A 26853-nucleotide genomic window follows, 5' to 3' on the forward strand; every position below is an offset into this window, starting at 1 on the left:
CCTGTTCCCGTATGCGTCAGGCGACCAGCGGTTCCAGACGGCTGCCGCTGCGCTTGTCGCGAATGACCATGTGGCAGCCAATCAGGCCCTTCTCTGCCAGGTCTCGGTAGCGCTCCATGATCGTTCTGCGGATCCGGCGACACCGTGCCTCGACCCGCTCCCGCGATCCCGGCACCTTGCGGTCGTAGCGGTAATGAATCACCACCGGCACCGGCAGGCCACGTTCAACATTCAACTTCCGAAAAATCTTGTTCACCCCGACATCGATCCCATCGGAGCCTTCTTCCATCGTCTCCAGGTGTGCGAAGTACGCGAAGTTCCGTACCTGCATCTCCTCGATCTCCTGACCGACGATGATCACGCGCTCCCGATGGCCGACATCGGCGTAGTGGCCTCCGTGGTAACGCGCCACATACTCAAGCTGCGAGATATTGTTCAGCAGCAACCGCGAGATCAATCGCAGCATCCCTTCATGAGGCGCCCCATTCCCGCGTCCCCAGCCTTGCTGGTGGATCGCATCCTGGATTGCCTGATACACCCGCAGGGAGGCCGATTGCTCGTCCAGACCCTGCGTTTCCCGATAAAGCGCCGCACTATCCACAAACCGATACAGGCTCATGCGCGTGTCGCCATCGGGGATATGGATCTTCACCGCATCCGTATCCGTATCCACGCCAATCAGCAGCGTGTCGACCGAGGCCCCACAGCAGTAGGTGTTCTCGATCGCCTGACGGAAGGCCCGCAACTGGTGCAACGCACCATCCGCCGCATCGCGTTCGCTATTGCCATGTGCCGCACACCCCTGGTGCAGCGGATCGGCGCCACTGTAGTGGTACGCCGCAATCTTCAGGTACCGACTCGGCACGTCCGCCGTGGTCGGGCGCCCCTCGCGGAAGCGCAGCAACTCGCGCTTGGTCCAGTGCCGCACATCTTCCTCGATGTCGAACTGCGCACCCGCATAACTCTTCACTCGGACCGCCAAGTCCGGCAGCCGCAGGATAAAACGCCGCAACCCCAGCAGCCGACCATCGGAACAGGGCGAGATGTCCACCTCGTGGAAGTCACAGTCGAGGAAATACGCAATGGCGCTTTCCGCTTCCGCGACCAGATCATCGCGTCCGGCCCAGTATTCGTTGACCACCTGATCGAACAGCTCGAACGTGCCATGCAGGTACAGTTCGCGCGTGTCCAGATCATTGATCCAGGCATCTTCCAGCGCCTTCTCCGGCAACTGGTAGCCCAACCGATCGAGCACAATCCGTTGCGCCCGCTCCTGAAAATCGCGCTCGTGCTGCAGCGCATGCACTTCCTTCAACACCGGGACCAACTGGGCGAAGCGCTCACGAAAGCCCTGCTCGAACGCATGCAGGCGATCGTTCATCGCGGCGTCCGCCAGCGGATGCCCCGGGCGCAATTCACCGACCGCTTCGGTTCGCGGCACCGACGGCGCGGGTACCGGGGCCACCGGACCCGGCTCCGTCACCGTCGACCGGGCCGCACCCACCCTTGGCTTCACAAAGCGTGAGCCAAACGGGCTGTTCTTGCGGCGACCGCGCACCATGGCTTCCGGGGACCTGTGCAACCCTTAACCGCGTGCCCCACCGGACAGCGTCACCAGAGAACCGGCATCGCTGTTCCCGGAGGAACCCGTGATCTTGCTCGCGGGCACGTCCTTGCGCTCCAGCTCCCGGTTGACGTAGGCACTACGGCCCTCGCCCCGCGGGTTCCCTTTCTGTGTGGCGTTGCGGCGGGTCGACATCCCCTCGGTACCGGTCACCCGGTCGCCGCGACCCCAATCATCGCCGGTAATGGAAATACCATTGCTGCTGCCATTCACCGTCACACGATCGGCGCCGATCTTCTGGCCCTCGTCCACCGGGGCCGAGGCCACCTGCTGCTGGCCCCCGCTGTAGCGGAATTCTTCGGTGCCAGACACCAGGCCCATCGCTTTGTTGATCGAGCCCGTCAGACGGCCGCTCGTGCCATAGGCGGTGCCCGTCACGCGTTCACGGCGTTCGGCCGCTGTGCGCGCAGGTGTCTCCACGCTAAAGCCTGCGTTCGGCATCGGTCGCGCTGCGGCCGGCGCCGGGGCGGCTGCTCGGGCCGGGGCCCCCTGCATCCCTTCCGGGCGCAGACGCGGATGCAGATTGCCAGCCACGTTGGCGCAGGTCTGGGCAAACTCGTTGGCGCCCACATACGGGGCCCCGGAGACGTCCTGGCAGGCGCCGCGTTCGGTGCCGGTCACACGCTCGTCGTAGCCCGGCTGACTCCCGGAGACCGCGTGCCCTGGCGTCGACTGACGGTCGGCCACGCGCACCTCGGCGGCCTGCGAATCCTGGGTCTCGCAGAACTGGTCATACTGGTCGGGTCCGATATAGGCGGTCCCGCTCACGGGCTTGCAGGCACCATACTCATCGCCCGTTACCCGAGCCGAACGGCCCACGGCGGTCCCGGAGACCGACTGCTGGTTCCAGGTGCGGCCGACCGTAACCTTTTCCGGCGCCGCATCCGGGCGTTGACCGCCACAGAACGCATCGTAATGCTCGGAGCCCGCGTATTCGGTTCCGGTTATCGGCTTACAGCCGCCGTACTCGTCACCGGTCACGTGGATGGAATGATCCACCTGCGTACCCGATACCTCGCGACCCCGCAACGTGTGCATCACCCCGACCTTCGGCACACCACCCGCGGCGGGCTGGTCACACAGATCGCCAAAGTCCGCCTTGTTGTAGTACGGCGTCCCGGTGAGCGACTTGCAGGAACCGCTCTCGTTGCCGGTCACCTTGGAGCTGCGGCCAACGGCCACGCCCGTCACGGTCTGGTCTTCCATGGTGTGCGACTCCTGGACCTTGGCCGGCGTCGGCTCCGGGCGGGTACCACAGAAGCCCTGGAACTGTTCCGTACCGAGATATTCGGTGCCGGTGACCGGCTTGCAGCTGCCGTACTCGTCACCGGTGACATGCACGGAGCGCCCGACTTCGGTTCCGGTCAGTTCACGACCGCGAAGCGTGTGCATGACGCCAACCTTCAGCGGCGCTCCGTTCGACTTTCCCGAATTGCAGGGCACCTCGCTCGCGGCCGTATTCAGGTACTCGGTACCGGTTACGTCGCGGCAGGAGCCCGATTCATCACCGGTCACCTTCGGGCTGCGCCCCACTGAGGTCCCGGAAACACCCTCACCGTGACGGGTGACCATCACGCTAGTGCGGGCCGGGCCGGCCTCCGGGCGGGTGCCACAAAAGCCTTCATACTGTTCAGTGCTGAGGTACTCGGTACCCGTAATCGTCTCGCACGAACCCCGCTCGTCGCCGGTCACGCGCGAGGAACGGCCGACTTCGGTGCCACTCACGGACTGACCGTGGGCGGTGTGCGAGGCACCCACCTTCGGCGGGTTGCCGGAGGGGCGAACACCGCAGTACCGCTCGTAGTGTTCCAGGCCCAGATACTCGGTCCCGGTGATCGAAGAGCAGCTACCGGCTTCGGTACCCGTGACGCTGGAGGTCCGTTCAACCTGGGTGCCACTCACATGGCTACCCGCCAGGGTCGTCCCTTCTTCCACCTTGGGCGGCGCATCACCTTCAATGGGGCGCGGCCGACCACAGGGCCGCCCCGGCTCCGAAGAACCTCGGCCCAGCTTGCAAAGCTCTTCACGACGCTGGCGAGCCACCTCCCGGGTGGACATGCCCTTACGCTTTGCCGCCTTCCAGGCACCTTCCTGCGGCAACGTGCCGCGGGCTTGACCGCCCTTGAAGCGACGGCGCAGGGCCTGCTTGCCGTTCTGCGCCATCGCGTCGCGGCGCGCCATGCAGATCGCTCGGACTTCGGAAATCATCGGGTGCGGGCCAGCGGCTTCGCCCCCGGACTCGACCTTGTCGCAGAGCTGATCCAGCCCGCTCTCGACCACAGTCTCTTCGCGAGTCGGGGTAGCATCAGCCGATGCACCCTTCTCGCCCTTGCAACCGCAGCCGCAATCCTTCTTGGACGATTCGCTCGTGGCGGCGACCGGTTCCGATCCCTTAAGCCGATCTTCACGGCGCGGCTCGGGCGCCACGGCCTTCTTGCCATCGGTCGACAACGCCTGGCGCCGCAGACGGCAGATCTCGCGACCGCTCATGTTCGAGCAATCGACTTCCACGTTCTGCGACTGGGCCAGCGCTTCCAGCTGGCGCGAACGGTCTGCACCGGCTCGCGCCATACCGCCGGAAACCTGGGCACGGGTATTGGTACGGCCAACGGCCTTCTTGCCCTGGCGCGCCATTTTCTGGCGACGCTCAAGGGCGGCCTGGCGACCGTTGGAGGCCCCCGCGTGCGCGCCTGGCTCAGGACGCCGTTCGGGGCTGGCATCGCGGGTCTCGAAGGAGACCTGCGACGAGGATTCACTGGAGGGCATTTCCGGCTCCCGCGCCTGGGGTGCCGGAGCAGAGGCCGATTTCGCCTGGCGCGCGTCATGCGCAGCCGAGGACGAGCGGGCGCTCGCCTTGTTTTGGCCGGTCGATTTCACGGCAGCCTTGCCATTGTGAGACATGGCCTTGCGCCGTTCCCGAGCGAGTTCACGACCCGAGAGACCTTCAGACGCAGATGTCGGATTACTCATGGCACTTCCTTACAGTTGGCGGCAGCAACGGTAAATAACGCTGAACTGAACTACCGGGCCCGCATGCCGGGCCCGGCAGGTACCGGGGTCCTTAGCGACCGCGGTCGACCACGAAGGCCATGCCCTGGCTCTGGGCGTAGTTATCGTAGGCAATAAAGCGAACCATCATGCCCGGATTGGCACGGCGGCACTCTTCAACTTCCTGGAGGACGGACTCCACGGACTGCTCACCGAAGAACGGCAGCTTCCACATGTACCAGTAGTGGGCCATGGCGTTGGCCTTCTCGCTGTACTCGATGGCCGGGTTCCAGCCCTGGGCGAGGCAGTATTCGATCTGCTTGCGCACCTGGTCGGCGTTCATCTCCGGCAGGTAGGAGAAGGTTTCGTACTTCTGCGACTGCTTGAAGTTCTGAATATCAGACATGTCGGTAATCCTGTGCTCTTGTTCTGTCAGGGTGCGGACGGCCCATCAGGCCGCCCGCACTCGGGCGATCACTTGTGCTGGGTGTCCAGCTTGTCGACGGTATCGAACTCGAACTTGATCTCCTTCCAGGTCTCCATCGCCACTTTCAGCTCGGGGCTGTGCTGGGCGGCCTGGGTCAGGATCTCCTTGCCTTCCTTCTCGATCTCGCGACCTTCGTTACGCGCCTGCACACAGGCTTCCAGCGCAACACGGTTGGCCGCCGCGCCCGGGGCATTGCCCCACGGGTGGCCCAGCGTACCGCCGCCGAACTGCAGCACGGAGTCGTCACCGAAGATGGCCACCAGGGCCGGCATGTGCCAGACGTGGATACCACCGGAGGCCACGGCGAACACGCCCGGCATGGAGCCCCAGTCCTGATCGAAGAAGATGCCGCGCGAGCGGTCTTCCGGCACGAAGGATTCGCGCAGCAGGTCGATCCAGCCCAGAGTCGCGGCACGGTCGCCTTCCAGCTTGCCGACCACGGTACCGGTGTGGAGATGGTCACCACCGGACAGACGCAGGATCTTGGCGAGCACACGGAAGTGGATACCGTGCTTCGGATGACGGTCGAGCACGGCGTGCATGGCGCGGTGGATGTGCAGCAGCACACCGTTGTCGCGGCACCAGTTGGCCAGACCCGTGTTGGCGCAGAAGCCGCCGGTGATGTAGTCGTGCATGATGATCGGCGCGCCAATCTCCTTGGCGAACTCGGCACGCTTGTACATCTCTTCCGGGGTCGGAGCGGTCACGTTCAGGTAGTGGCCCTTGCGCTCGCCGGTTTCGAGCTCGGCCTTTTCGGTCGCTTCCTGCACGAACTCGAAACGATCACGCCAGCGCATGAACGGCTGCGAGTTGATGTTCTCGTCGTCCTTGGTGAAGTCGAGACCACCACGCAGGCACTCGTACACGGCACGGCCGTAGTTCTTCGCGGACAGACCCAGCTTCGGCTTGATGGTGCAACCCAGCATCGGACGGCCGTACTTGTTGAGCTTGTCGCGCTCGACCTGGATACCGGAAGGCGGACCCCCACAGGTCTTCACGTAGGCGATCGGGAAGCGCACGTCTTCCAGACGCAGGGCACGGATGGCCTTAAAGCCAAACACGTTGCCGACCAGCGAGGTGAACACGTTCACGACCGAGCCTTCTTCGAACAGGTCGATCGGGTAGGCGATGAACGCGTAGAAGGACTCGTCGTCACCCGGCACGTCCTCGATGGAGTACGCCCGACCCTTGTAGTAATCCATGTCGGTCAGGAGGTCGGTCCACACCGTGGTCCAGGTCCCGGTGGAGGATTCGGCCGCCACAGCGGCTGCCGCTTCTTCGCGGTCGATGCCCGGCTGCGGGGTGATCTTGAAACATGCCAGCAGATCGGTATCCAGCGGCATGTATTCCGGCATCCAGTATGTTTCGCGGTAATCCTTGACACCCGCGGAGTACTTCTTGGCGGCCATGTGGCTTTCTCCTACGCGTTGGTTAATCGTGACGGTCGACTAGATTAGGGAGGGCAATCGCTAATAACAAATAAATAATCTAGATGCGACCAATAGACTATCGTTTATATAAAAGCCGGACAGCGGGAGGACCGCTGACCGGCAGGGGTTCGGGTTCGCGATGGCACAGCCAGGCGCCAGAACGTCGGCTTCGCCAAAATGCGGACGTCGATTGTAGTCCAAGACCGTAGCGCTTGCATGCCTTTTGCGCGACGGAGTGCAAAGCCCCGCCTCAGGGGCCGCCAAACACGCTTCTGTGGGCCGCCTCCCGAAGTCAGGAGGCCGCCGTGGTCACCGGCTCGCCGCTACCCGCCGCACGGTGATCCCGCGCGAGGTACAGGTAGATCGCGGGCACCACGAACAGAGTGAACAGCGTACCGATTGCCATGCCACTGGCGATCACCAGGCCCATCGCGAAGCGCGAACCCGCGCCGGCGCCGGTGGCCATCAGCAGCGGCACCATGGCGACCACGGTGGCGGTCGTCGTCATCAGGATTGGGCGCAGGCGCAGCGAAGCCGCCTCCTCGATTGCCTCACGCAAGGTACGCCCCTGACGTTGAAGCTGGTTGGCGAATTCCACGATCAGGATGCCGTGCTTGGCGATCAGACCGATCAGGGTCAGCAGCCCCACCTGGGTGTAGATATTCAGCGAGGTCACCCCGAGGCTGATGAAGATGAGCGCCCCCGCGATCGACATCGGTACGGTCGTTAGAATGATCAATGGATCACGGAACGACTCGAACTGCGCCGCCAGCACCAGGAAGATCACGACCAGCGCGAAGAAGAAGGTCACGATCAGGTCGCCACCCTCCGCCTTCAGCTGACGGGACTGTCCAGCGTAATCGACGTTGACGTCCGGCGGGAGCACCTCGGCCGCAATCTCGTCGACAATCGCCAGGGCCTCACCCAAGGTCACGCCGGGCCGCGGCACACCGGACAACGTCACCGCATTGAGCTGCTGGAAGCGCTGCAGCGAACGCGGCGTCACGGTCTCCTCCAGCATGACCACACTGGACAATGGGATCGGCTCGCCGTCCCGCGTGCGGGTAAACAGTTCTTCCAGCTGTTCCGGATTCAGTCGCTCGGCACGCTGCACCTGCGGGATCACGCGATAGCTACGATTCTCCATCGCAAAGCGCCCGGCAAACCCGCCGGAGAGCATCGTGGAGATATCCGCGTTCAACGTCGCCATGTCGATGCCCAGCTGCGCGGCGCGCTCGCGGTCGATCTTCAGATTCACCTGCGGTCGATCAAAATCGAGATCGGTGTCCATGAAGATGAACCGCCCGGTCGCCATCGCCCGCTCCATGATTTCCTGGGCAAATTCGTCCAACTCCTCGAACGACCCAGTTGAGCCCAGGACCACGCTGACCGGCGTACCCCCTCCGGGGGTGGGGAGCTGCGGTGGCTGGACCGCGAAGACCTCCAGACCCGGCAGCTGCTCCAGACGGGGCTGCAGATCCTCCTGCAGGATGGTCTCGGTATCGCGTTCGCGCTGATCCCAGGGCGCCAGCACAAAGCCACCCAAGGCCTGGTTGCCCACCCCGGCGATGCCGGGGCCGCCGCCAAAGCCATTCACAATAAAGATGTTCTCGAGTTCCGGGATCTCGTCGAAGAAGCGATCGGTCAGCGCCGTATTACGCTCCAGCCAGTCCAGTCCCATCTGGGCGTCACCCTCCATTATGGAGAAGGCAAAGCCCTGATCCTCCGGCGGCTCCAGCTCGGTCTGGGACGTCACAAACAGGAAGTAGCAGGCCACCAGCACGATCGCACCGAACACCGCAATGGTGAAGCGATCGTTCAGCGCCCCATGCAGGCGCTTGCGGTAGCGTTGCTGCAGGCTGTCGAAGCGCGCATCCAGCCAGCTCTCAATGCGCCCGCGCCGCTCGACCGAACCGTCGCGCAGGATCTTCGAACACATCATCGGCGACAGCGTGATCGCCACGATGCCGGATATGACCACGGTCGCCGCAAGCGTGAAGGCAAATTCGATGAACAGCGTACCGGTCAGTCCGCCGATAAAGCCCAGGGGCAGGAACACCGCGACCAGCGTGGTCGACATCGCCACGATCGGCCAGGCCAATTCCCGCGCCCCCTGGATCGCTGCATCCATGCGCGACATCCCCTCCTCGATATGGCGGGAGATGTTCTCCAACATAATGATCGCGTCGTCGACCACGATGCCGATGGCCAGCACCATCGCCAGCAGGGTCAGCAGATTCAGCGAGAACCCCATCAGCAGCATCAGCATGAAGGTGCCCACAAGCGACAGCGGTACCGCCACGGCGGGGATGATCACACTGCGCAACGAACCCAGGAACAGGTAGATCACCACCAATACAATCGCCAGAGCCAGGCCAATCGTCAGCAGCACCTCGTCGATTGCACTCTGGATATAGTCGGTTGAGTCGTAGACGATCTCCCCTTCCAGCCCCGACGGGAGGCGCGGCTTGATGCGCTCGTCGAACACCTCGCGTACATCGGCGATCACGTCCAGTGCATTCGCATCCGGCGCCAGCTCGATACCCACGAAGGTCGCCGCCTCGCCGTTGAAGCGCACCGAGGTGTCGTAATTCTCCGAGCCCAGCTCGACCTCCGCGACGTCACCCAGACGCACCAAGTCGCCATCGGCCTCGAACAGGATCAACTGCTCGAACTGCTCGGGTTCCTGAAGATCGGTATCCGCGGTCAGGTCCAGTCCGACCATCGAGCCACGCGTCTGACCCACGGCCGAGAGCACATTGTTGCGCTCCAGTGCCTCGCGCACATCGCGTCCGGTCACGCCAAAAGAGGCCATCCGATCGGCGTCCAGCCAGGCCCGCATCGCAAAGCTCTGGGCCCCCAGGATCTCCGCGCGCTGCACCCCGTTGATGGTGGCCAGCTCCGGCTGCACCTCGCGGATCAGATAGTCGGTGGTCTGGTTGTTGGATAGCCGTTCCGAATAGAACGACATGTACATCGCCGCGACATCCTGGCCCACGGAGAGATCCACAACGGGATCCTCGGCCTCGGCCGGCAAGTCACTGCGGATCTTGTCCACCTGTGCGGAGATCTGGGTCAGGGCCTGATTGGGGTCGTAATCCAGCTCCAGATGGGCCTCGACGATACTGATCCCGGCCCGGCTGGTGGAGACCAGGTAGTCGATCCCTTCGGCCTCGGCCACCTCGCGCTCCATCGGCGTGGTAATAAAGCCCTGCACCAGGTCGGCATCGGCCCCGATGTATGCGGTGCTTACGGTGACGACCGCGTTCTGCACCTCGGGGAACTGGCGCACGTTCAGGTCAAAAACGGCCCGCACCCCAAACAGCAGGATGAACAGGCTCACCACCGTGGCGAGCACCGGCTTCTGGATGAAGATGTCGGTAAAACGCATGGCCATCGCCCTGACCTAGCGGTTAGCCGGGCGCGGATCGCGCTCGGCGTCGGGTTGGGCGTCCTCGGTGATCTTCACCGGGGTATCATTCTGCAACTTCAGCAGGCCGCCCGCGGCGACCCGCTCGCCCGGCTCCAGTCCATCAAGGATGCGCACCAGATCGCCACGGCGTTCACCGGTCTCGATCAGACGCTGCTCGACTCGCAACTGGCCATCGTCGTCCTCGTTGATCACGAACACCGACTGCCCCCAGGGCGCAAACCGGACCGCCGTCTGCGGGGCCACCACGGCCTCCTCGGCCTCGCCACGATCCAGCGTGACGCGGGCAAACTGTCCCGGACGCAAACGCCCCTCCTCGTTCTCCAGACGCGCCTGCACGCGGAACATGCGCGAGGCGGCGCGCACGCGAGGCTCAATGGCCGTGACTTCGCCGATGAACCGATCGCCGTAGGCGTCCACATCCACGGTCACCTCCTGCCCCAGCGCAACCTCTCCCAAGCGCCGTTCCGGCAGGGTGAAATTCACATACAACGGCTGCAGGGCCTCCAGTACCACGATCGGATCGCCTGGGCCAACGAACTGACCAACGTTCACCTCGCGAATGCCCAGCTCGCCCGCGAACGGCGCACGCAGGCTCTTCTGACGGATACGGGCCTCCTGCGCCTTCACCGAGGCCTCGGCCTGCTCGGCCTCAGCCACGCGGCGCTGGAACTCGGAATCGGAGATATCGCGGCGTTCGATCAGGCCACGGGCCCGTTCCAGCTCGCGCCGCGCCAGGCGTTCGGCGGCGCGCAGGTTTTCGAGCTCGGCCTCGTCCAGTGTGGTATCCAGATCCACCAGCGGATCGCCGGCCTCGACCCGCGCCCCGTTCTCGAAGTGAATGGACTGCACGATGCCCTGTGCCTCAAAACTGAGCGTTGCGCCCTGCACCGCCTCCAGGCTGCCGATCGCGCGCACCTGGGGGGTCCAGGTATCGGTCGTGACCTCGGCGGCGTTGATGGTTGCCACCGGCTCTTCCATCTCGTCGAAGTACTCGCCGATCTGTTGATCCACAAAGGCCTTGAAGCCAAAGATCCCGCCCAGCACGACGGCAACCGCCAACAGCATCAGGATGAAGCGTTTCATCGAGTTCTCCCTGGCCTGTCGGGCATCGCCCCACAGGCATGATTACGTGCGTTAACGCCAGCGAGTGGGTCGCTAGCGCTACGCAGATTCAGTCGCGATTCCGGCCACTCGCATGGCCGTCCGGACACGCTCGGTTTCAGCGCGCACTACCGAGGGCTCGTCCGGGTCCAGGCGCGGCTCCCAGCGCCAACCGGTCATCAGCGCATGGAAGTGGCGGATCAGATGTTCGTAGGGCCGATGGATGTCGTACGCATCCAGCAACCCCTGGGCATTGGCCAAATTCTGCATCCCGACGTTAAGCGCCCAAGGTCCAAGCCCCATCTCCTCTTCGGAAATCCCCTGCGCCGGCGGTAGGTCGCCGCTCTCGCGGGCCTCCGCCACCACCGCATGGACGGCTTCGCTAATGGGATTGCCAGCTTCCAGCAATGCGACCCGCCGCGCGGGCGAGACGTTGGCCCACACCACCTCCGTCACCAGGTACTGGACCAGCCGGTGGTAGTCCGGGTTGGCAGTCGCGAAATCGAGGTCCGACAGTACGATCGCCAGCATCCGCGAGCGCGTCCCCAGCGGTAGCCCCGGTACTTGGGCAAAGCCCTCGGCTCGGCGATGCGTGCTGCGGGTGGCGACCGCCGCCAGCAAATCCTCTTTGGAGGTGAAGTGCTGATACAACGTCCCGGTCGCATACTCGCAGGCGGCTGCCAGGCGCGACATCTGCAACGCCAGCAAACCCTCCTCGCGAATCAGCTCGTAGGCCTTTTCGATAAACAGCGCCTCACGCGCCTCGCGCTCGCGCTGCCTGCGATCCTCGGTACCCATCACGGCACCATACCGAACTTGCGCCGATTATTGAACCCTGTTCACGAATGTCCCGGAAAATGCACTAGGGCAAGGTCAAGGACACGTCACAGGAAGACGGGGAGTTGATGAAGGTTGTGGATGTGGATGCGGCTGGGGACCGGGTAGCATCGGGGCATTCCGGCCGCAGCTTAGAGCCGGGATCTCCCAGGGCTGGCGCTACCTCGGTGGTAACCCCGGGAGATCCCGGATAACGGCTTTGCCGTTTCCGGGATTGTCTGTTGCAGAGGATGTGGCTGCCCCGCTTTGCGCAATGGCACGCTCGTGCCAATCCTGCCACCAACCGTGCTTAGTCGGCTTCTGCGCCTCGCAGCAGAGACAGGATGGGCGCTATGCACCCTGGCGCAGGAGGCGCACGATGGCGTCGGCAACGCTCTTGCTGGACTGCGGGTTTTGGCCGGTTACCAGCTTGCCGTCGACCACCACGTGGTCCGCCCAGTCGTCGGCGGTCTCGACCTCGCCGCCCAGTTCCCCAAGCTTGTCCTGCAACAGGAACGGCATCGCCGTGTCCAGTTGCACCGCCTTCTCCTCGCTATTCGTAAAGGCCGCCACCTTGCGCCCCTTCACCGCGGAACTGCCGTCCGCCAGCATCGCCCCGACCAGGCATGCAGGCCCGTGACAAACCGCGCCCACAATCTTGTCGTTCTCCATGAACTCGGCCACCAGGCGCTGGACATGCGGGTTGTCCGGCAGGTCGAACATGGTCCCGTGCCCGCCCGGGAAGAAAATAGCGGCGTAGGCCCCGTGATTCATGTCCTCATCCAGGGCAATGGTGTCATCCAGGGCCTCCTGGGCCGCGACCACCGCCGGCCCCGAATGACTCGATTCCAGGCTTTTCGGGTCCAGTGGCACCGGCCCGCCCTTCGGGCTCGCCACCTTGACCTCGAAGCCGGCCTTGCGGAAGCGGTCGTAGGGTTCGGCAAACTCGTCAAACCACACCCCGGTCGCCTGGCCGGGCGTAATTTCGTCGTGACTCGTCACAACCATCAAAATGGTCCGGCTCATCCTGATACCTCCTTGCTCATCCTGTCTCCGGTGGACTCGGTGTATGCATACAGGTTCCTGCTCTCCATGCCTCGCGAACATAAGGAGACATCGAGCGCAGGGAGATACCTGGGAGGGGGAGAATAGAGCAGGCCGGACCCGAACGGCCCGGCCAGGACCATCAGGCGCGGTAGTACTCGCGATACCACTCGACGAAGCGGGCGATGCCATCTTCTACTTCGGTGGCGGGCGCGTAGCCCACATCCTGGCGCAGGGCCTCGACATCGGCGTAGGTGTCCGGCACATCGCCTGGCTGCAGCGGAAGAAGGTTCTTCTCGGCTTTCTTGCCGAGACAGTCCTCCAACACCTCGATGTAGCGCATCAACTCCACCGGCTCGTGGTTGCCGATGTTGTACAGGCGGTAGGGAGCCGCACTGGTGGCAGAATCCGGCTCGTCCCCGTTCCAGTCCGGATTGCGCGGGGCCACATGGTCCAGGGTGCGGATCACACCTTCGACGATGTCGTCGATGTAGGTGAAATCGCGCCGGTGATGGCCGTAGTTGAAGACGTCGATCGGCTCGCCGGCCAGGATCTTCTTCGTGAACATGAACAGCGCCATGTCCGGACGACCCCAGGGACCGTAGACGGTGAAGAAGCGCAGCCCGGTCACCGGCAGGTCATAGAGATGGCTGTAGGTATGCGCCATCAACTCGTTGGCCTTCTTGCTGGCGGCATACAACGAGAGCGGGTGATCGACGTTGTCGTGCACCGAGAACGGCATGGTGGTGTTGGCGCCGTAGACCGAGCTGGAACTGGCAAAAACCAGATGCTCCACCCCGTTGTGACGACAACCCTCCAGGATGTTGCCGAAGCCCACCAGGTTGGTATCGACGTAGGCCGCCGGGTTCTCCAGCGAATAACGCACCCCCGCCTGCGCCGCCAGGTTCACCACCCGCTCGGGCCGGTGCTCGCGGAAGACCCGCTCCATCGCGGCGCGGTCGGCGATATCCTCGCGCACATCGGTGTAGTTCGCGTGATCCTGGGTGCGCGCCAGACGCGCCTCTTTCAGCGTGACGTCGTAGTAATCGTTCAGGTTGTCGACGCCGATCACCTCGTCGCCGCGCTCCAGCAGACGCAGGCTCAGGGCACTGCCAATGAAGCCGGCCGAACCGGTCACAAGTACTTTCATCGTGCTAGTCCCGATCGTCCGGCAGGGTAATGTTCAGTTCGAGGACCTCGCAGTCGCCCTCGCGATCAACGTTCATTTGTACGGCCTCGTCGTCCACCTGCACGTACTTGCGGATCACCTGCAGCAGCTCCTGCTGCATGGCCGGGAGGTAGTCGGGCCCGGAACGCGCCGCGCGCTCGCGCGCCACGATGATCTGCAGGCGTTCCTTGGCGACACTCGCGCTCTTCTGCCGCGGCTGGCGGAAGTAATCGAAGATCCCCATGATCACCCCTTGAACAGGCGCCCGAAGAAGCCCTTCTTCGGTACGTCGACAAAGCGCAGCGGACGTTCCTCGCCCAGGAAGCGTGCAACCGCATCCAAATAGGCCTGCCCGGCGTCGGATTCCTCGTCCAGCACTACCGGCAAGCCGGCGTTGGACGCATTCAGTACCGCCTGCGATTCCGGGATCACACCGAGGAGTTCGATCGCGAGGATCTCGCCCACGTCCTCGATGCTCAGCATCTCGCCGCGCTCGGCACGCTCGGCGGAGTAGCGGGTCAGCAGCAGCTTGCCCTCGATCGGCTCGCCCCCCTGCTCCACCCGGCGGGTTTTGCTCGCAAGAATGCCGAGTATGCGGTCGGAATCGCGCACCGAGGAGACCTCGGGGTTGGTCACCACGATCGCCTCGTCGGCAAAGTAGGCCGCCATCAGGGCGCCGCGCTCGATCCCGGCCGGGCTGTCGCAGACGATGTAGTCGAAATCCTCGGACAACTCGTTCAGCACACGCTCCACGCCGTCCTGAGTCAGGGCGTCCTTGTCGCGGGTCTGCGAAGCCGGAAGGATGTACAGGTTGTCCACCCGCTTGTCGCGGATCAGGGCCTGCTTCAGGTTGGCGTCACCGTTGATCACATTGACGAAGTCGTACACCACGCGACGCTCGCAGCCCATGATCAGGTCGAGGTTGCGCAGACCCACGTCAAAGTCGATCACGGCGGTCTTGTGGCCACGCTGGGCCAGGCCGGTGGCAATCGCGGCCGAGGTGGTGGTCTTGCCCACCCCACCCTTGCCGGAGGTAATCACTACGATACGTGCCATGTTGGCTGCAGCTCCTTGTCGCCTTGCACGCCGGCGTCGGTACCGTGGCGTGCGGACGGGTTCCTGTCATTCGTCATCGGCGCGTGGCCGGTCAGATCTCCGCGATCTTGAGGCTTTCGCCGTCCAGTGTCACCAGCCGATTCTCGCCGCGCTCCACTTCCGTGATGTCTTCGGCGATCCGGTAATGCCCGGCAATGGACAGCAACTCCGCATCCAGGCGCCGGCAAAAGATACGCGCCGTCACCAGGCCGCGCACCCCGGCCAGCGCACGCCCACGTAACGGTCCCAACACATGGATATGGCCATCCGCCAGCAGTTCTGCCCCCGGCGAGACCGCGCCGGTCACGATCAGGTCGCCCCCACGGGCGTAAATCTGCTGCCCGGAACGCACCGGCTGATCGACGATCCGGGTCGAGCTATGAACCGCCGACACCGCCGCGGGCGTGCTTTCGCTCTCGGGATCGGCGACCTTCTCGGGCGCCGGGGGCTCGTCTTCCAGCGGGACCTCGCCGGTGGGCGCGCCGCCACGGCCCCCCAATTGCAATACCGGCAGGACATCGAACAGCTCCGCATAACTTTGCAGGCGTTCGGCAGCCTCCCCTGCGTGCAACCCGATCAGCTTGAAACCCTCGGCGCGCACGCGCTCGATGGTCGCCTGCAGATCGGACTCCGGGGCCTCCGCCACCGCCTCCAGATCGAGCACGATGGGCATGTCGCGCATCAACTCAGGGGCCTGTTCGCGACGGGCGGCCAGGGCATTGCCGAGCGTCTGGGGATCGGTCTGGTACACCCGCAGCACCGAGACCAGCATCATGCGCCCTTTCAGTTCAATGGCCTGGACGGAACTCGGGGTCGCACTCATCAGATCGGCTGGCTCGCTGGCAGTGGCACATAGATCAAAAGAGATAACGTCCGGAATCAGAGACGCCGGACCGGTGCGCTTTATAGCGCGGAGGGGGAAAGCACAGCAAGGGACGCGGGGCCGCCAAGGTGGCCGAGTCAGCCGCGGGGCGGCCCCGGAATCAGCGTGTTGGTGCGGCGCACGTAGTCGGCGTACCCGGGTCGCGATTCATGCAGACGTCTTTCCAGCAACGTGACGCCGGACACACGCAGGATCAGCAGGATCATCAGGACCGCCGAGGGCACGGCCCACCAGCCACCGGCGGCCAGGGCCAGCAGACCGAACCCGACCCAGACCACGATCTCGCCGAAGTAGTTGGGATGACGGCTGTAGCGCCAAAGCCCGCGATCCATCACCTGCCCGCGGTTGCCCGGGTCGCGGCGAAAACGCGCCATCTGGGCATCGGCCACCGCCTCGAACCACAACCCCACGCCCCAGGCCAGAAGCCCGGCGACAGCCAGCGGCCACCTTAGGCCATCGGCCTGAATCACGGCGAGCATGGGCAGGCCGATCACGGCCACCAGCGCGCCCTGCAGCCAGAAGATCGTCACCAGACTGCGTGCGGCGAAGGCCGTGTCACTGCGCCCTGCCCGCATGTCGGTATAGCGCCCGTCCTCGCCATGCCCCCAGTTGCGCCAGACAATAAAGGCAGACAGACGCAAACCCCATAAGAACACCGGGACCACGATCCACAGCCCCTGTAGCGGCCAGCCGGCCAGGCCCCACCACACCAACGTGACCAGCACGAAGCCCAGCCCCCAGTAGCGGTCCACCAGGCTGGCATCGCGACGCACCACACTGGCCGCCCAGGCCCCCGTCATCAGGGCCAGGGCCGCGCCCAGCCCGGCGAGAAATACCGCCCAGCCTGCCACTCGCTAGGCCTCGGGCCGGCGAAACAGGATGTGCGAAACAAACCACTCGTTGCCGTCGCGATAGGCGAACAGCTCGGCGCAGGCCATATAGAACATGCGCCAGCGCTGGAACCACAACCCCGCGTCCTGCTCGCCATAGGTCTGTTCGAACAGGGGCATCAGCTCGGCCTTGGCGGTGTCCTGGCGCTCCAACCAGGCATTCAGGGTGCGCGCGTAGTGCAGGCCGTTCACCCGCCACTGGCGGGCCACCCGCAAATCGTCCTGGAAGTGCCGCGCCAGGTCATCCGATGGCATCAGCCCGTCGCGGAAGAAGTACTGCCCCATCCAATCGTGGGCACCCTCGCTCTCGAAGAAGTACGCGAATTCGCGGTGAGCAAAGACGTGCATGAAGAACTGGCCACCCGGGCGCAGCCAGGTCGATATCCGCCGCAACAGCTCGGGCCAGTTACGCATGTGCTCGAACATCTCCACCGAGACCACCCGGTCGAAGCCGGTCCGATCCGGTGCGAAGGTATTCATGTCGGCGGTCACAATCGTCAGGTTGTCCAACCCACGGGCATCGCGCCGCGCCTCAATAGAGGCCCGCTGCGTCGCGGAATTGGATACCGACACAATGCGCGACCCGGGGTATTGCTCCGCCATCCACAGTGACAGCGAACCCCAGCCACAACCCAGCTCAAGCACCTGTTGCCCATCTTCCAGGCCGGCCCGCTCGCAGGTCAGCTGCAGCATGCCGGCCTCCGCCGCTCGCAGGTCGTCCACACCCTCGGGCCACCAGGCGCAGGAGTACTTCAGCCAGGGCCCCAGGCAGCGCTCGAAGTATTCCGTAGGGACCTCGTAGTGCTGCTCGTTGGCCACCTCGGTGGACAGCGCCACGGGTGCCGCTCGCATCGCCTCGATCAAGGCGTAACGACGTTCCATCGCCTCCTCGGCCGGGGCCCCGCTTTCGCGTAGTCGCTCGGCCAGCAACCGCCGAATCCCGGCCCGTACCAGCGGGTCGGGCATGCGCCCTTGTTCCGCCCACTCGATCATATGCTGCATATGCTGGAATCCCCCGCCTCGATGGATCGTTGACCCGGGGATACGGGAGCGGTTCCCCGACTCGTGAAGTACGCGCACGGCATAGAGGTCACACGTGCAGCCGCAGGGGTGCTAGATTGTGACTTGGACCAGCTGCAAACCCATGATGGCACAACGTCACCGGATCCCGGCCCGAACTCTGCATCGCGTGTGGGCGCCTTTCTCCAAGGGCGTTCAGGCGCGGCTTGAAAGCTTCCTGGGCGAGCTTGACGATCGTCTGATGGAGGCCTCCGAGCGCGCAATCGACTCCCAGCGTTCCGCTCAGAATCTCGCCCTGTCGCGGCAGATCCGCATGGCCGGCGGCGCCATTCTCCAGCATTTTCGTGACCGGCTTCACAATGCCGTGACCCCTGAAGAGGCGCCCGAAGAATCCGCTGGCGAGATCGAGCCCGAGCTGAGCCTGATGGACGCGGCCGACACCGAACGCGAGGTGGCCCTGCGCAAGCTGGTCGCCGGCGCCCGCTCGGTCATGGCGGCCGAGATCGATGCGCTGGAGACCGTCACGCGAGACTACCGCCTGGCCCCCACGCCCGAGGATGCCCCGTGGCATCCACACGCGCTAGGCGAGGCCTTTCTCGAGGCATTGGAGGCAGTGCCCCTGCCGCCGGAAGACTGCCTGATGCTGCTGCACTGGTTCGACCGCGACGTGATCCGCGAGCTGCAGCCGGAGATGCAGACCCTGCTGCAGGCATTTCGCGACGCTGGCTTCACCGTACCCGAGGCGCGTTCCAGCGCCCGCACCCGTCCAGGTGCCACGGCGCCCTCCGGACCCGCGGCTCAGGGACCCGTGGGCGGTGATGGACCGCCACCCACCGGCGCCTATGGACCCGCCAGCGGCCCCGCCGGTGGCGCGGGCAACTGGGCACAATTCGGCTACCAGGTCCCCGTCGCCGGACAGGTCATCACCACCACCGGCGCCGCTCCGACCGGGGCAGGCGGTTACGCCTCGCCCGGCGAGGCAGTCGCAACGGTGCTCAACAGTGCCTCGCCCAGCACCCTGGAACCTTTCGTGATGGACTTGCTGCAGGGTCTGTTCGACATGATCCTGAAGCGCGACGACCTCAATCCGGCATTGCGGGAACCACTGTCGGACCTCCAGATCCCGCTGGTGCGCATTGCGATGCGCGAAACGCACTTTTTCCGCGACCGCAGCCACCCGGCCCGGCAGATGACCGGGCTGCTGCTGAATATTGCGCTGCGCATTGATCCCGACCTGCCGCTGGACGATGCGCGCCAGCTCCCCCTTAGCCGCCTGGTCTTCGAAAACGTCGAGCGCGTACGCAACGAAGGCCTCGGCGATAGCGAGGCCTATGAAGAGGCACTGACCCGGCTACAGGACGACCTGGCCGAGGTCGAGGAAAAGATCGTCCACCAGGCAGCAAACGAACAGGCCGAGGCCCAAAGAGAAGAACGCACGCTGGAGATCACCTACGACGTGGAAACCACGGTGGAACGCACCGTGATCTCCATGGGACAGGACATCCCCGACGAGGCGCGCGAGCAGCTAATGGACGCCTGGGTCCCGCTGATGACGGCGCAGAAGACCGCCGCGGCAGAGGACGACCGCTCCGACGAGAGCCCCGCGGCCGCAGCCGGCGACGGGGAAGCGGCGGGCGACAACGATGGCATGGCCTTGCTGCACGAACTGCTGGCGTTGATGCAGCAAGAACCCGACTTTCAGAAGTCCGCTCCGCTACTGGCCCGAATCCGCGGCTTCCTCGATAGCGCCCCGCTTTCCAAGGAGGAGCGCGCCCGGATCAAGCAGGACCTGGTCAGCGCCCACCTGGTGGCTGCCGGGAAGCGCCGCTCGGCACCAACGGAAAGCAACGAGTCCGATGCGTCCAAGAGCGGGGGCGCGGCAGATCGCGCCCCCGAGTCGAGCGAGGAGCGTCTGGACCAGGCGCGCAAGCGGGCGGCCAGCCGCAGCGGCGCCGTCTTTGGCAGCTCGCCGCGCCATGCCGATGACGACCCGTCCCTGATGCGCGACCACGACGACGAGCACGTCGAGCATGCCGACAACCTGATCTCCGGCACCTGGATCCAGTTCACCTCCCCGGCCGGCACCAAGGTCACCCGTATGAAGCTCGTCTGGCGCGGCAGCCATGCCGGCCGGCTGCTGTTCACCGATGCCGCTGGCCGCTCCAAGCGACAGCACAGCATCCAGGGCCTGGCCCACGAGTTCCGCAGTGGGCGCGCGCAGATCATCCCCGAGGAATCTCTGTTCGACCATTTGATGGATCAACGCCTCGGCCAGACCGGCTGAACGTTTGCCTGACCCGCCACCGGGAACCCTTCATCGCCGGACCTTTTCCCCGCGCCAGCGGTCCATCTTCCGAAACCACTCTCGGAAACGCCGATGCCTCGCACATTGACCGCCCTGCTCGCAGGCCTGGCCCTGGGGATTTTGATGACCGGATGCAGCTCGCCGCAGAAGATGCCCACCGTCGATCACGTCGATCTCGAACGCTACATGGGCGATTGGTACGTGATCGCGAACATCCCGACCTTCCTCGAGCGCGATGCCTACAACGCCCTGGAGCAGTACGCGCTGAACGACGACGGCACCATCGACACCACCTTCTCGTTCAACAAGGGCGGCTTCGACGGCCCTCGCCGTGAGTACAACCCCACCGGCTTCGTGCGGAGCGACAACAACGCCGAATGGGGCATGCGCTTTGTCTGGCCCTTCAAGGCTGAGTTTCTCATCGTTTATCTTGACGAGGACTACAGCCAGACCGTGATCGGTCGCAGCAAGCGTGACTACGTCTGGATCATGGCGCGCGAGCCGGAGATGCCCGAGGAGGACTACCAGTCCATCCTCGCCTACCTGGACGAACTCGGCTACGACACCGATGCCATCCAGCGCGTACCGCAGCGCTGGGACTAAACAGGCTCGCGTGCGCCGGGAATCCGCGCCCGCGATTGCCGCAGCCCCTGCGGGGCCTCGCAATGACGAGCCCCTGTATTGAGAGATGGTCATCGCGAGGCGCAACGCGCCGTGACGACCTCCAGAGAAACCCTCTTGAAGAAGAGAGCCACAAGCCCATGGCGGGCTGCCGCGGGGCCTTCACGTCCGGCCGAAGCCACCCCCGCCAGGCGTGTGAATCTCGATTGCATCGCCCGGCTCGACCTCGCACCGGTCGCAACCCTCCATCCGCTCGCGGCGACCGTCTGCACGCAGGATCGCGTCCTCACCCAGCGCACCCGATTCGCCCCCTTCCAGGCCAAAAGGCGGCACCCGACGCCGGTTCGCCAGCAGTACGACTTCCATCGCCTGATCAAAACCCAGGCGTCGGATCACGCCGTCTCCGCCCCGATGTCGCCCCTTTCCACCCGAGCCGCGGCGATAGGCAAAGCGCTCCACACGCACCGGGAATCGGCTCTCCAGCACCTCGGGATCAGTCAGACGCGAGTTGGTCATGTGCGTCTGCACCGCGCTGGCGCCATCGAAATCCGGCCCCGCCCCGGCGCCCCCGGCAATGGTCTCGTAGTACTGGTGCTCGGCATTGCCAAAGGTCAGGTTGTTCATCGTGCCCTGGGCCGCGGCCTGCATCCCCAGCGCCCCGAACAGGGCATCGGTGACCACCTGCGAGGTCTCCACGTTGCCCGCCACCACTGCGGCCGGGGGCTCGGGGTTCAGCAGACAGCCCTTCGGAATCACCAGGTCCACCGGCTCCAGGCAGCCGTCATTCAGCGGTATAGCGTCTTCCAGTAGCGTGCGCAGCACGTACAGCGTCGCCGCTCGCACGATCGAGGCCGGGGCATTGAAGTTGTCCCCGCGCGCCGCCGAGGTGCCGGTAAAGTCGATGCGCAACCGGTCACCAGTGTGCTCCACCGCCACATGAACCTCGGCGCCATTGTCCAGTGCGTAGACGAACGACCCGGGGGAGAGCCGGGGGATCAGCCGCTGCACCGCTTCACGGGCGTTATCCAGGACATGACGCATGTAGGCCGTGACCACCCCGAGCCCGTACTCGTCCAGCAGCCGCCCGAGCTCCTCCACCCCCTTGCGGTTGGCCGCCACCTGAGCTTGTAGATCGGCCCGATTCTGCTCTGGGTTGCGCGCCGGCCATTCGGCCTCCGTCAGCCGGGCGCGCAATGCGTCCGCGGCGAACTGCCCGTCGCGCAGCAGCCGGGTTGGCGGGATCAGCACGCCCTCCTCGGCGAGCGTGCTGGAGAAGGCCGGCATCGACCCTGGGGTGATCCCGCCGACATCCGCATGATGCCCGCGCGAGGCCACATAGAAGGCCAACTCCGCCGAACGGTCCTGCAGATTCTCGGTCGCCGCGCCGGTGTCATCCACGAACACGGGCGTGACCACGGTGATGTCCGGCAGATGGGTGCCCCCGTTGTATGGGTCATTCAGCACATAGGCATCCCCGGGGCGCAGGTCATCCGCAAAGGCCTCCGCCACCGCACGCACGCTCGCCCCCATCGAGCCCAGGTGCACTGGCATGTGCGGGGCATTCGCCACCAGGTGGCCGTCGGCGTCGAACAGCGCACAGGAGAAGTCCAGGCGCTCCTTGATATTCACCGAGTGCGCGGTGTTGCGCAGGGTGAAGCCCATCTGGTCGGCGATCGCCATGAAGCGATTGTTGAAAACCTCCAGCAACACGGGATCGCGCACCGCATCCGCGGCCGGACGCTCGGCGCTCCGACCACTCGCCTCGGCACGATCCAGGCGCAGCGTCCCGTCGGGCTCGATCCGCCCATCCCAGCCGGGCTCCAGCACCAGGGTCGCGGTGGATTCGATCACGATGGCCGGCCCGGCAAGGCGCATGCCCGGCTGCAACGCCTCGCGCCGGTAGAGCGGCACATCCCGGCACGTGCCAGCGACTACCATCTGCACGCAGTCGGCCTCCGGCGCCGCCCCGACCGAGGCCGTCCTACGAGCCGCTGACTTGGCTTCCACGGGATCGGCTGCAGCGATGGCCTCGGCCGCCGCAATCGCCACCACCAGCTCGCGATCCGGTGGGGCAAAGCCGTAGCGGTCACGGTAGGCGGTCGCGAACGCCTGCATCATCGCATCGAGGTCGCCAGCAGGAACCTCCAGCGCGGTATCGGAGCCGGCCAGGCGCAGGTGCAGACGCTGCTCGACCCGCATCGACGCGGCCGCCACACCCTGCTCCGCCAACGCCGCCGTCGCCGCCTCGCCCTCGGCCGCCAGCGCCTGCTTGATCGCGGGCAGGTGCTCGGTATCCAGGGGTTGTTCCAGGCTGCGCTCGCGCAATGCTCGCAGCTCGCCCAGGCCCATGCCGTAGGCCGACAGCACGCCACCCAGCGGATGGAACAGGATATGCCGCATACCCAGCTGCTCGGCGACGCGGCAGGCATGCTGCCCGCCGGCCCCGCCAAAGCACACCAGGGCATAGCGCGAGACATCGTGCCCGCGCTGCACCGAGATGGTCTTGATCGCCTGCGCCATGTGCTCCACCGCGATCTGCAACAGACCCTCGGCCAGCGCCTCCGGGGTCGGGCCCTCGTCGGCGGCTTGCGCGACCGCATCCGCCAGTTCGGCGAATTGCTGCTTCACCGGCTCGGGGTCCAGGGGTCGGTCCCGATCCGGGCCGAACACGGCCGGGAAGTATTCCGGGCGCAGCCGCCCCAGCAGCAGGTTACAGTCGGTTACCGTCAACGGCCCTCCCTGCCCGTAGCACGCCGGGCCAGGCCGGGCGCCAGCCGATTCCGGGCCCACGCGCAGGCGGATCCCGTCGAAGCGGCAGATCGAGCCGCCCCCTGCCGCCACGGTGTGGATGTCCAGCATCGGTACCCGCAGCCGGGCCCCTGCGACTTCGCTCTCCTGGCGCCGCTCCAATTCGCCCGCCAGGTGCGCGACATCGGTGGAGGTCCCGCCCATGTCGAAGGTAATCAGGCGATCGAAGCCCAGCGGCTGCGCGGTCTTCAGCGCGCCGACAATGCCCCCGGCCGGGCCGGACAGGATTGCGTCACGACCGCGAAAGCGCGCGGCATCGACCAGACCGCCATGCGACTGCATGAAACGCAGCGGCACCTCTCCCAGCTCGCCGGCGACCTGATCGACGTAGCGGCGCAGAACCGGCGACAGGTAGGCATCGACCACCGTGGTCTCGCCGCGCGGCACCAGTTTGATTAACGGGCTGGTCGCGTGGCTGGTGACCACCTCGGCAAACCCCACCTCCCGAGCGAGGGCGGCGACCGCCTGCTCGTGGGCGGGATAGCGATACCCATGCAGGCAGACGATGGCCACGGCGCGAATCCCAGCGTCCAGCGCTGCCTGCAGTCGCGGGCGCAGCGCCTCCAGGTCCGGCGCTTGCAACACCTGCCCGGCCGCATTCACACGCTCCCGTACCGGCTCGACGCGGTCATAGACCGGTGGCGGCAGGCGGATCGCGCGGGCAAACAGGTCGGGCCGGGCCTGATGGCCGATGGCCAGCGTGTCCTCCAGCCCCTCGCTGATCACCAGCAGTGCCGGCTCGCCCTTGCGCTCCAGCAGGGCGTTGGTGGCCACCGTGGTGCCCATGCGCACCTCGTGAATCGCCTCCGTCGGGATGGCCGCGTCGCCCGCCAGACCGAGCAGATCGCGGATGCCCTGTACGGCGGCATCCGCGTACGCCTCCGGGTTCTCCGATAGCAACTTGCGAGTGTGCAATCGGCCTTCCGGGTCGCGCGCTACCAGGTCGGTAAAGGTCCCGCCCCGGTCGACCCAGAAATCCCATCCTGTCAGGCTATTGCGGTGCATGAATCTCCGTGAGCCTTTCGCCACGCGAACTTGCCCGGCGCCCGCCGGTCGCAGGCTCGAACCAATCGCGTCCGCCACAAAGGAATTTGGTCCCGCATGGATCCCATCACCCACGCCAGTTTGGGCGCCGTCGTTGGCGGCCTCGTACTCGGCTCCCGCCTCGGGCGGAAGGCCGTGTTGTTAGGTGCCGCCGTTGCGCTGCTGCCGGACCTCGATACCTTCATAGCTTACGGGGATGAGCTCTCCGATTTCATCTATCACCGGGGCGTCACCCACTCGGTCCTGTTCCATCTCGTGTTCGCGACCGCGATTGCGGCCCTGCTGGCGCGACTGCCGCGCACCAGGGAGATTGGATTCGGCCGCTGGTGGCTCTTTCTGTTTCTGGTCCTGGCGACGCATGCCGTCAATGATCTGTTGACGACCTATGGGACGCAGATCCTGTGGCCCTTGCCGGTAGGCCCGTTGTCGACCGGCTCGATCTTCGTGATCGATCCGTTTTACACGCTGCCACTGCTCGTCGCGGCCATCGGTGCGTTGTTCTACCGCTTTGCGCCCCGCTTGCTGGTCGCCGGTCTGGTGTTGTCGACGCTCTACGCCGGTTCCGGCCTGGCCCTGAAGGCCTGGATCGACCACCGCATCCAGCCTGTGCTGACGGCGATGGAGCTGGACGAACAGCCCCGGCTCGTGCAGCCGACCCCGTTCAATCTGCTGCTGTGGCGGATCACGGTGATCAACGACGATGAGTTCTTGGAGGCCTGGGTCGGGATCTTCGACACCCCGATCCGCCCCGACTTCGAGCGCTTCGAACGCGGTGATCGCGAGCTTCGCGAGGCCGTACTGGCACTGGAGGATGGTCAGCGTCTGCAAGGGTTCTCAGGTGACTTCCTGCGTTTTCACCGCGCCGAACGCCCGGACGAGCCCGACCGTCTGGTCGCGACCGACATCCGACTGGGCGCTCCCGGTTATTTCCCGTTCGGTTTCGAACTGGCACAAGAAATCGATGGCGAATGGCAGTCTGTCACACCACGGCGTGTCGCCGAATCCACTCGTGGTGAACGTCTGGACGCCATCCAGGCCATCGTTCGGCGCATCGTCGACCCGGAAGGGGCCCCCTGCATGATGGACCTGGCCGAACCCGATTACGCCATCGAGCAGCCGCCCCCGCGCTGCCGCATGGACTGGCCCTCGTCCGCTGCCCCGAGCGCCGATGCGGAACGGCCATGAACTCAGACGACCCGCAATCGCGGGAGGGAGGCCCGGCCTGCGAACTCTGCGGACGGGTCATGGACGACCTGACACGGCATCATCTGATCCCCCGCAAGCAGCATCGACGCAAGCGCATCCGTCGCCGCTACAGTCGATCCGAGCGCGAAGGCCGCATTCTGTGGGTCTGTCGGCCCTGCCATGACCACATCCACAAGCATTTCGACGAGCAGACCCTGGCCGAACGCCTGAACAGCCGCGAGGCCCTGATCGCCGAACCCGTGATCCGCGACTTCGCGACCTGGATCGCCCGCCACCCACCCGGCTTCAAACCACGCGGCTAGGCCCCGGGCGCTGGACGGCCACTTTTCGAGCCCCGATCCCTTTCGCCTACGCTGGCGGTAGTTGGCCCCGGTTCGTCGCCAGTGTTTATGTGCCTTCGGTCTGCCACCTTTGGCTGGTCCCGGTTCATCCTCCGGTGTTTACGTGCCTTCGGTCCACGTACTGCCGAGCGCTGACTCGCCAGCGCGCCCCGAGTGACTTCTTTGCTCGTGCAAAGAAGTACCCAAGAAACACGCCCGACTGCCGCGACCCCGGCCCGCTGCGCGGGCCGGGGTTTCCCTCGCTCCGAGGGTTTTCGCGGGCGGCGCTGAACTCGCTGCGCCTGCGGCTCCGCTCAGACATCCAGCGCCCCGTTTCTATTTAGAATCGTCCCGCGAAAACCCTCTCCGCTCGGCGCGACGACAACGGGGGGATCAAGGTCAAGACAACGGCCATCCCGACAGTCTTGCCAGTGGAGGATGGCTAGGTCTTCGCACATCTGGGGCACGCTCGGCCTTGGGCCGTTGCGTGCCGCGCCTGCGGCGCGGGCGCTGGGGACTTTCAGGCGGCAGGGCTGTTGTGGTGTCGCTGAGCGCCACCGGTCGAACCAT

At 65.3% G+C, this 26853-nt stretch carries 19 protein-coding genes; 4 read left to right on the forward strand and 15 right to left on the reverse strand.

The genetic code is table 11. The annotated features are described in order from the left end of the window. Positions 1-16: 16 nt before the first annotated feature. The 14 genes from D002_RS0109145 to D002_RS0109210 form a co-directional block, all read right to left on the reverse strand. Positions 17-1561: a carboxysome shell carbonic anhydrase gene (locus D002_RS0109145; RefSeq protein WP_018141616.1), complete on the reverse strand. Its 1545-nt coding sequence runs from the start codon at positions 1559-1561 to the stop codon at positions 17-19. A 24-nt stretch (positions 1562-1585) separates the two neighbouring features. Further along, positions 1586-4525: a CsoS2 family carboxysome shell protein gene (locus D002_RS0109150; RefSeq protein ID WP_026181631.1), complete on the reverse strand. Its 2940-nt coding sequence runs from the start codon at positions 4523-4525 to the stop codon at positions 1586-1588. 160 nt (positions 4526-4685) lie between these two features. Continuing rightward, complete coding sequence (locus D002_RS0109155; protein WP_018141618.1) at positions 4686-5018, reverse strand: ribulose bisphosphate carboxylase small subunit; 333 nt, start codon at positions 5016-5018, stop codon at positions 4686-4688. Positions 5019-5086: 68 nt separating this feature from the next. Beyond that, the gene (locus D002_RS0109160) at positions 5087-6508 is read right to left on the reverse strand and encodes a form I ribulose bisphosphate carboxylase large subunit (protein WP_018141619.1); all 1422 of its coding nucleotides are present in this window, start codon (positions 6506-6508) and stop codon (positions 5087-5089) included. 313 nt (positions 6509-6821) lie between these two features. Further along, positions 6822-9920, reverse strand: coding sequence for an efflux RND transporter permease subunit (locus D002_RS0109165; protein WP_026181632.1), 3099 nt, complete (start codon positions 9918-9920; stop codon positions 6822-6824). A 15-nt stretch (positions 9921-9935) separates the two neighbouring features. Continuing rightward, the gene (locus D002_RS0109170) at positions 9936-11045 is read right to left on the reverse strand and encodes an efflux RND transporter periplasmic adaptor subunit (RefSeq protein WP_018141621.1); all 1110 of its coding nucleotides are present in this window, start codon (positions 11043-11045) and stop codon (positions 9936-9938) included. Between the two features lie 78 nt (positions 11046-11123). Then, complete coding sequence (locus tag D002_RS0109175; protein WP_018141622.1) at positions 11124-11861, reverse strand: TetR/AcrR family transcriptional regulator; 738 nt, start codon at positions 11859-11861, stop codon at positions 11124-11126. A 369-nt stretch (positions 11862-12230) separates the two neighbouring features. After that, positions 12231-12905: a type 1 glutamine amidotransferase domain-containing protein gene (locus D002_RS0109180; RefSeq protein ID WP_018141623.1), complete on the reverse strand. Its 675-nt coding sequence runs from the start codon at positions 12903-12905 to the stop codon at positions 12231-12233. Positions 12906-13065: 160 nt separating this feature from the next. Continuing rightward, positions 13066-14073, reverse strand: a complete 1008-nt coding sequence (locus D002_RS0109185; RefSeq protein ID WP_018141624.1) for an NAD-dependent epimerase — start codon at positions 14071-14073, stop codon at positions 13066-13068. A 4-nt stretch (positions 14074-14077) separates the two neighbouring features. Continuing rightward, positions 14078-14335, reverse strand: a complete 258-nt coding sequence (gene minE, locus D002_RS0109190) for a cell division topological specificity factor MinE (protein ID WP_026181633.1) — start codon at positions 14333-14335, stop codon at positions 14078-14080. A gap of 2 nt (positions 14336-14337) precedes the next feature. Then, positions 14338-15147 carry a septum site-determining protein MinD gene (gene minD, locus D002_RS0109195; RefSeq protein WP_018141626.1) on the reverse strand — a complete coding sequence of 270 codons (810 nt, stop codon included), beginning with the start codon at positions 15145-15147 and terminating at the stop codon, positions 14338-14340. Positions 15148-15238: 91 nt separating this feature from the next. After that, on the reverse strand, positions 15239-15961 hold the full coding sequence (gene minC / locus D002_RS0109200) for a septum site-determining protein MinC (protein WP_026181634.1): 723 nt from the start codon (positions 15959-15961) through the stop codon (positions 15239-15241). A gap of 185 nt (positions 15962-16146) precedes the next feature. After that, positions 16147-16920, reverse strand: a complete 774-nt coding sequence (locus D002_RS0109205; protein ID WP_018141628.1) for a DUF1295 domain-containing protein — start codon at positions 16918-16920, stop codon at positions 16147-16149. A gap of 3 nt (positions 16921-16923) precedes the next feature. Then, positions 16924-17961, reverse strand: coding sequence for a cyclopropane-fatty-acyl-phospholipid synthase family protein (locus tag D002_RS0109210; RefSeq protein ID WP_018141629.1), 1038 nt, complete (start codon positions 17959-17961; stop codon positions 16924-16926). A gap of 145 nt (positions 17962-18106) precedes the next feature. On the opposite strand from D002_RS0109210, the gene D002_RS0109215 reads away from it, so the two are divergent. Together D002_RS0109215 and D002_RS0109220 are read left to right on the forward strand one after the other, a co-directional pair. Further along, positions 18107-20263, forward strand: coding sequence for a DUF1631 family protein (locus tag D002_RS0109215; protein WP_026181635.1), 2157 nt, complete (start codon positions 18107-18109; stop codon positions 20261-20263). A 93-nt stretch (positions 20264-20356) separates the two neighbouring features. Then, complete coding sequence (locus D002_RS0109220) at positions 20357-20887, forward strand: lipocalin family protein (RefSeq protein ID WP_018141631.1); 531 nt, start codon at positions 20357-20359, stop codon at positions 20885-20887. Positions 20888-21067: 180 nt separating this feature from the next. On the opposite strand, the gene D002_RS0109225 is transcribed toward D002_RS0109220, so the two are convergent. Continuing rightward, positions 21068-24718 carry a hydantoinase B/oxoprolinase family protein gene (locus tag D002_RS0109225; RefSeq protein ID WP_018141632.1) on the reverse strand — a complete coding sequence of 1217 codons (3651 nt, stop codon included), beginning with the start codon at positions 24716-24718 and terminating at the stop codon, positions 21068-21070. A gap of 96 nt (positions 24719-24814) precedes the next feature. On the opposite strand from D002_RS0109225, the gene D002_RS0109230 reads away from it, so the two are divergent. Both D002_RS0109230 and D002_RS0109235 read left to right on the forward strand, forming a co-directional pair. Then, positions 24815-25942 carry a metal-dependent hydrolase gene (locus D002_RS0109230; RefSeq protein ID WP_018141633.1) on the forward strand — a complete coding sequence of 376 codons (1128 nt, stop codon included), beginning with the start codon at positions 24815-24817 and terminating at the stop codon, positions 25940-25942. 59 nt (positions 25943-26001) lie between these two features. Further along, positions 26002-26265: a hypothetical protein gene (locus D002_RS0109235; protein ID WP_018141634.1), complete on the forward strand. Its 264-nt coding sequence runs from the start codon at positions 26002-26004 to the stop codon at positions 26263-26265. Positions 26266-26853 lie beyond the last annotated feature (588 nt).

The organism is Thioalkalivibrio sp. ALJ7 (genome assembly GCF_000376865.1).
GTDB lineage: Bacteria > Pseudomonadota > Gammaproteobacteria > Ectothiorhodospirales > Ectothiorhodospiraceae > Thioalkalivibrio.

Excerpts from the sequence above, each read along its gene's own strand:
- D002_RS0109155 (WP_018141618.1), bottom strand. The coding sequence starts at position 5,018 with ATGTCTGATATTCAGAACTTCAAGCAGTCGCAGAAGTACGAAACCTTC.
- D002_RS0109145 (WP_018141616.1), bottom strand. The coding sequence starts at position 1,561 with ATGGTGCGCGGTCGCCGCAAGAACAGCCCGTTTGGCTCACGCTTTGTG.
- D002_RS0109185 (WP_018141624.1), bottom strand. The coding sequence starts at position 14,073 with ATGAAAGTACTTGTGACCGGTTCGGCCGGCTTCATTGGCAGTGCCCTG.
- D002_RS0109170 (WP_018141621.1), bottom strand. The coding sequence starts at position 11,045 with ATGAAACGCTTCATCCTGATGCTGTTGGCGGTTGCCGTCGTGCTGGGC.
- D002_RS0109210 (WP_018141629.1), bottom strand. The coding sequence starts at position 17,961 with ATGCAGCATATGATCGAGTGGGCGGAACAAGGGCGCATGCCCGACCCG.
- D002_RS0109225 (WP_018141632.1), bottom strand. The coding sequence starts at position 24,718 with ATGCACCGCAATAGCCTGACAGGATGGGATTTCTGGGTCGACCGGGGC.
- minE (WP_026181633.1), bottom strand. The coding sequence starts at position 14,335 with ATGGGGATCTTCGATTACTTCCGCCAGCCGCGGCAGAAGAGCGCGAGT.
- D002_RS0109175 (WP_018141622.1), bottom strand. The coding sequence starts at position 11,861 with ATGGGTACCGAGGATCGCAGGCAGCGCGAGCGCGAGGCGCGTGAGGCG.
- D002_RS0109220 (WP_018141631.1), top strand. The coding sequence starts at position 20,357 with ATGCCTCGCACATTGACCGCCCTGCTCGCAGGCCTGGCCCTGGGGATT.
- D002_RS0109160 (WP_018141619.1), bottom strand. The coding sequence starts at position 6,508 with ATGGCCGCCAAGAAGTACTCCGCGGGTGTCAAGGATTACCGCGAAACA.
- D002_RS0109235 (WP_018141634.1), top strand. The coding sequence starts at position 26,002 with ATGGACGACCTGACACGGCATCATCTGATCCCCCGCAAGCAGCATCGA.
- minC (WP_026181634.1), bottom strand. The coding sequence starts at position 15,961 with ATGATGCTGGTCTCGGTGCTGCGGGTGTACCAGACCGATCCCCAGACG.
- D002_RS0109180 (WP_018141623.1), bottom strand. The coding sequence starts at position 12,905 with ATGAGCCGGACCATTTTGATGGTTGTGACGAGTCACGACGAAATTACG.
- D002_RS0109230 (WP_018141633.1), top strand. The coding sequence starts at position 24,815 with ATGGATCCCATCACCCACGCCAGTTTGGGCGCCGTCGTTGGCGGCCTC.
- D002_RS0109165 (WP_026181632.1), bottom strand. The coding sequence starts at position 9,920 with ATGCGTTTTACCGACATCTTCATCCAGAAGCCGGTGCTCGCCACGGTG.
- D002_RS0109215 (WP_026181635.1), top strand. The coding sequence starts at position 18,107 with ATGGCACAACGTCACCGGATCCCGGCCCGAACTCTGCATCGCGTGTGG.
- minD (WP_018141626.1), bottom strand. The coding sequence starts at position 15,147 with ATGGCACGTATCGTAGTGATTACCTCCGGCAAGGGTGGGGTGGGCAAG.
- D002_RS0109150 (WP_026181631.1), bottom strand. The coding sequence starts at position 4,525 with ATGTCTCACAATGGCAAGGCTGCCGTGAAATCGACCGGCCAAAACAAG.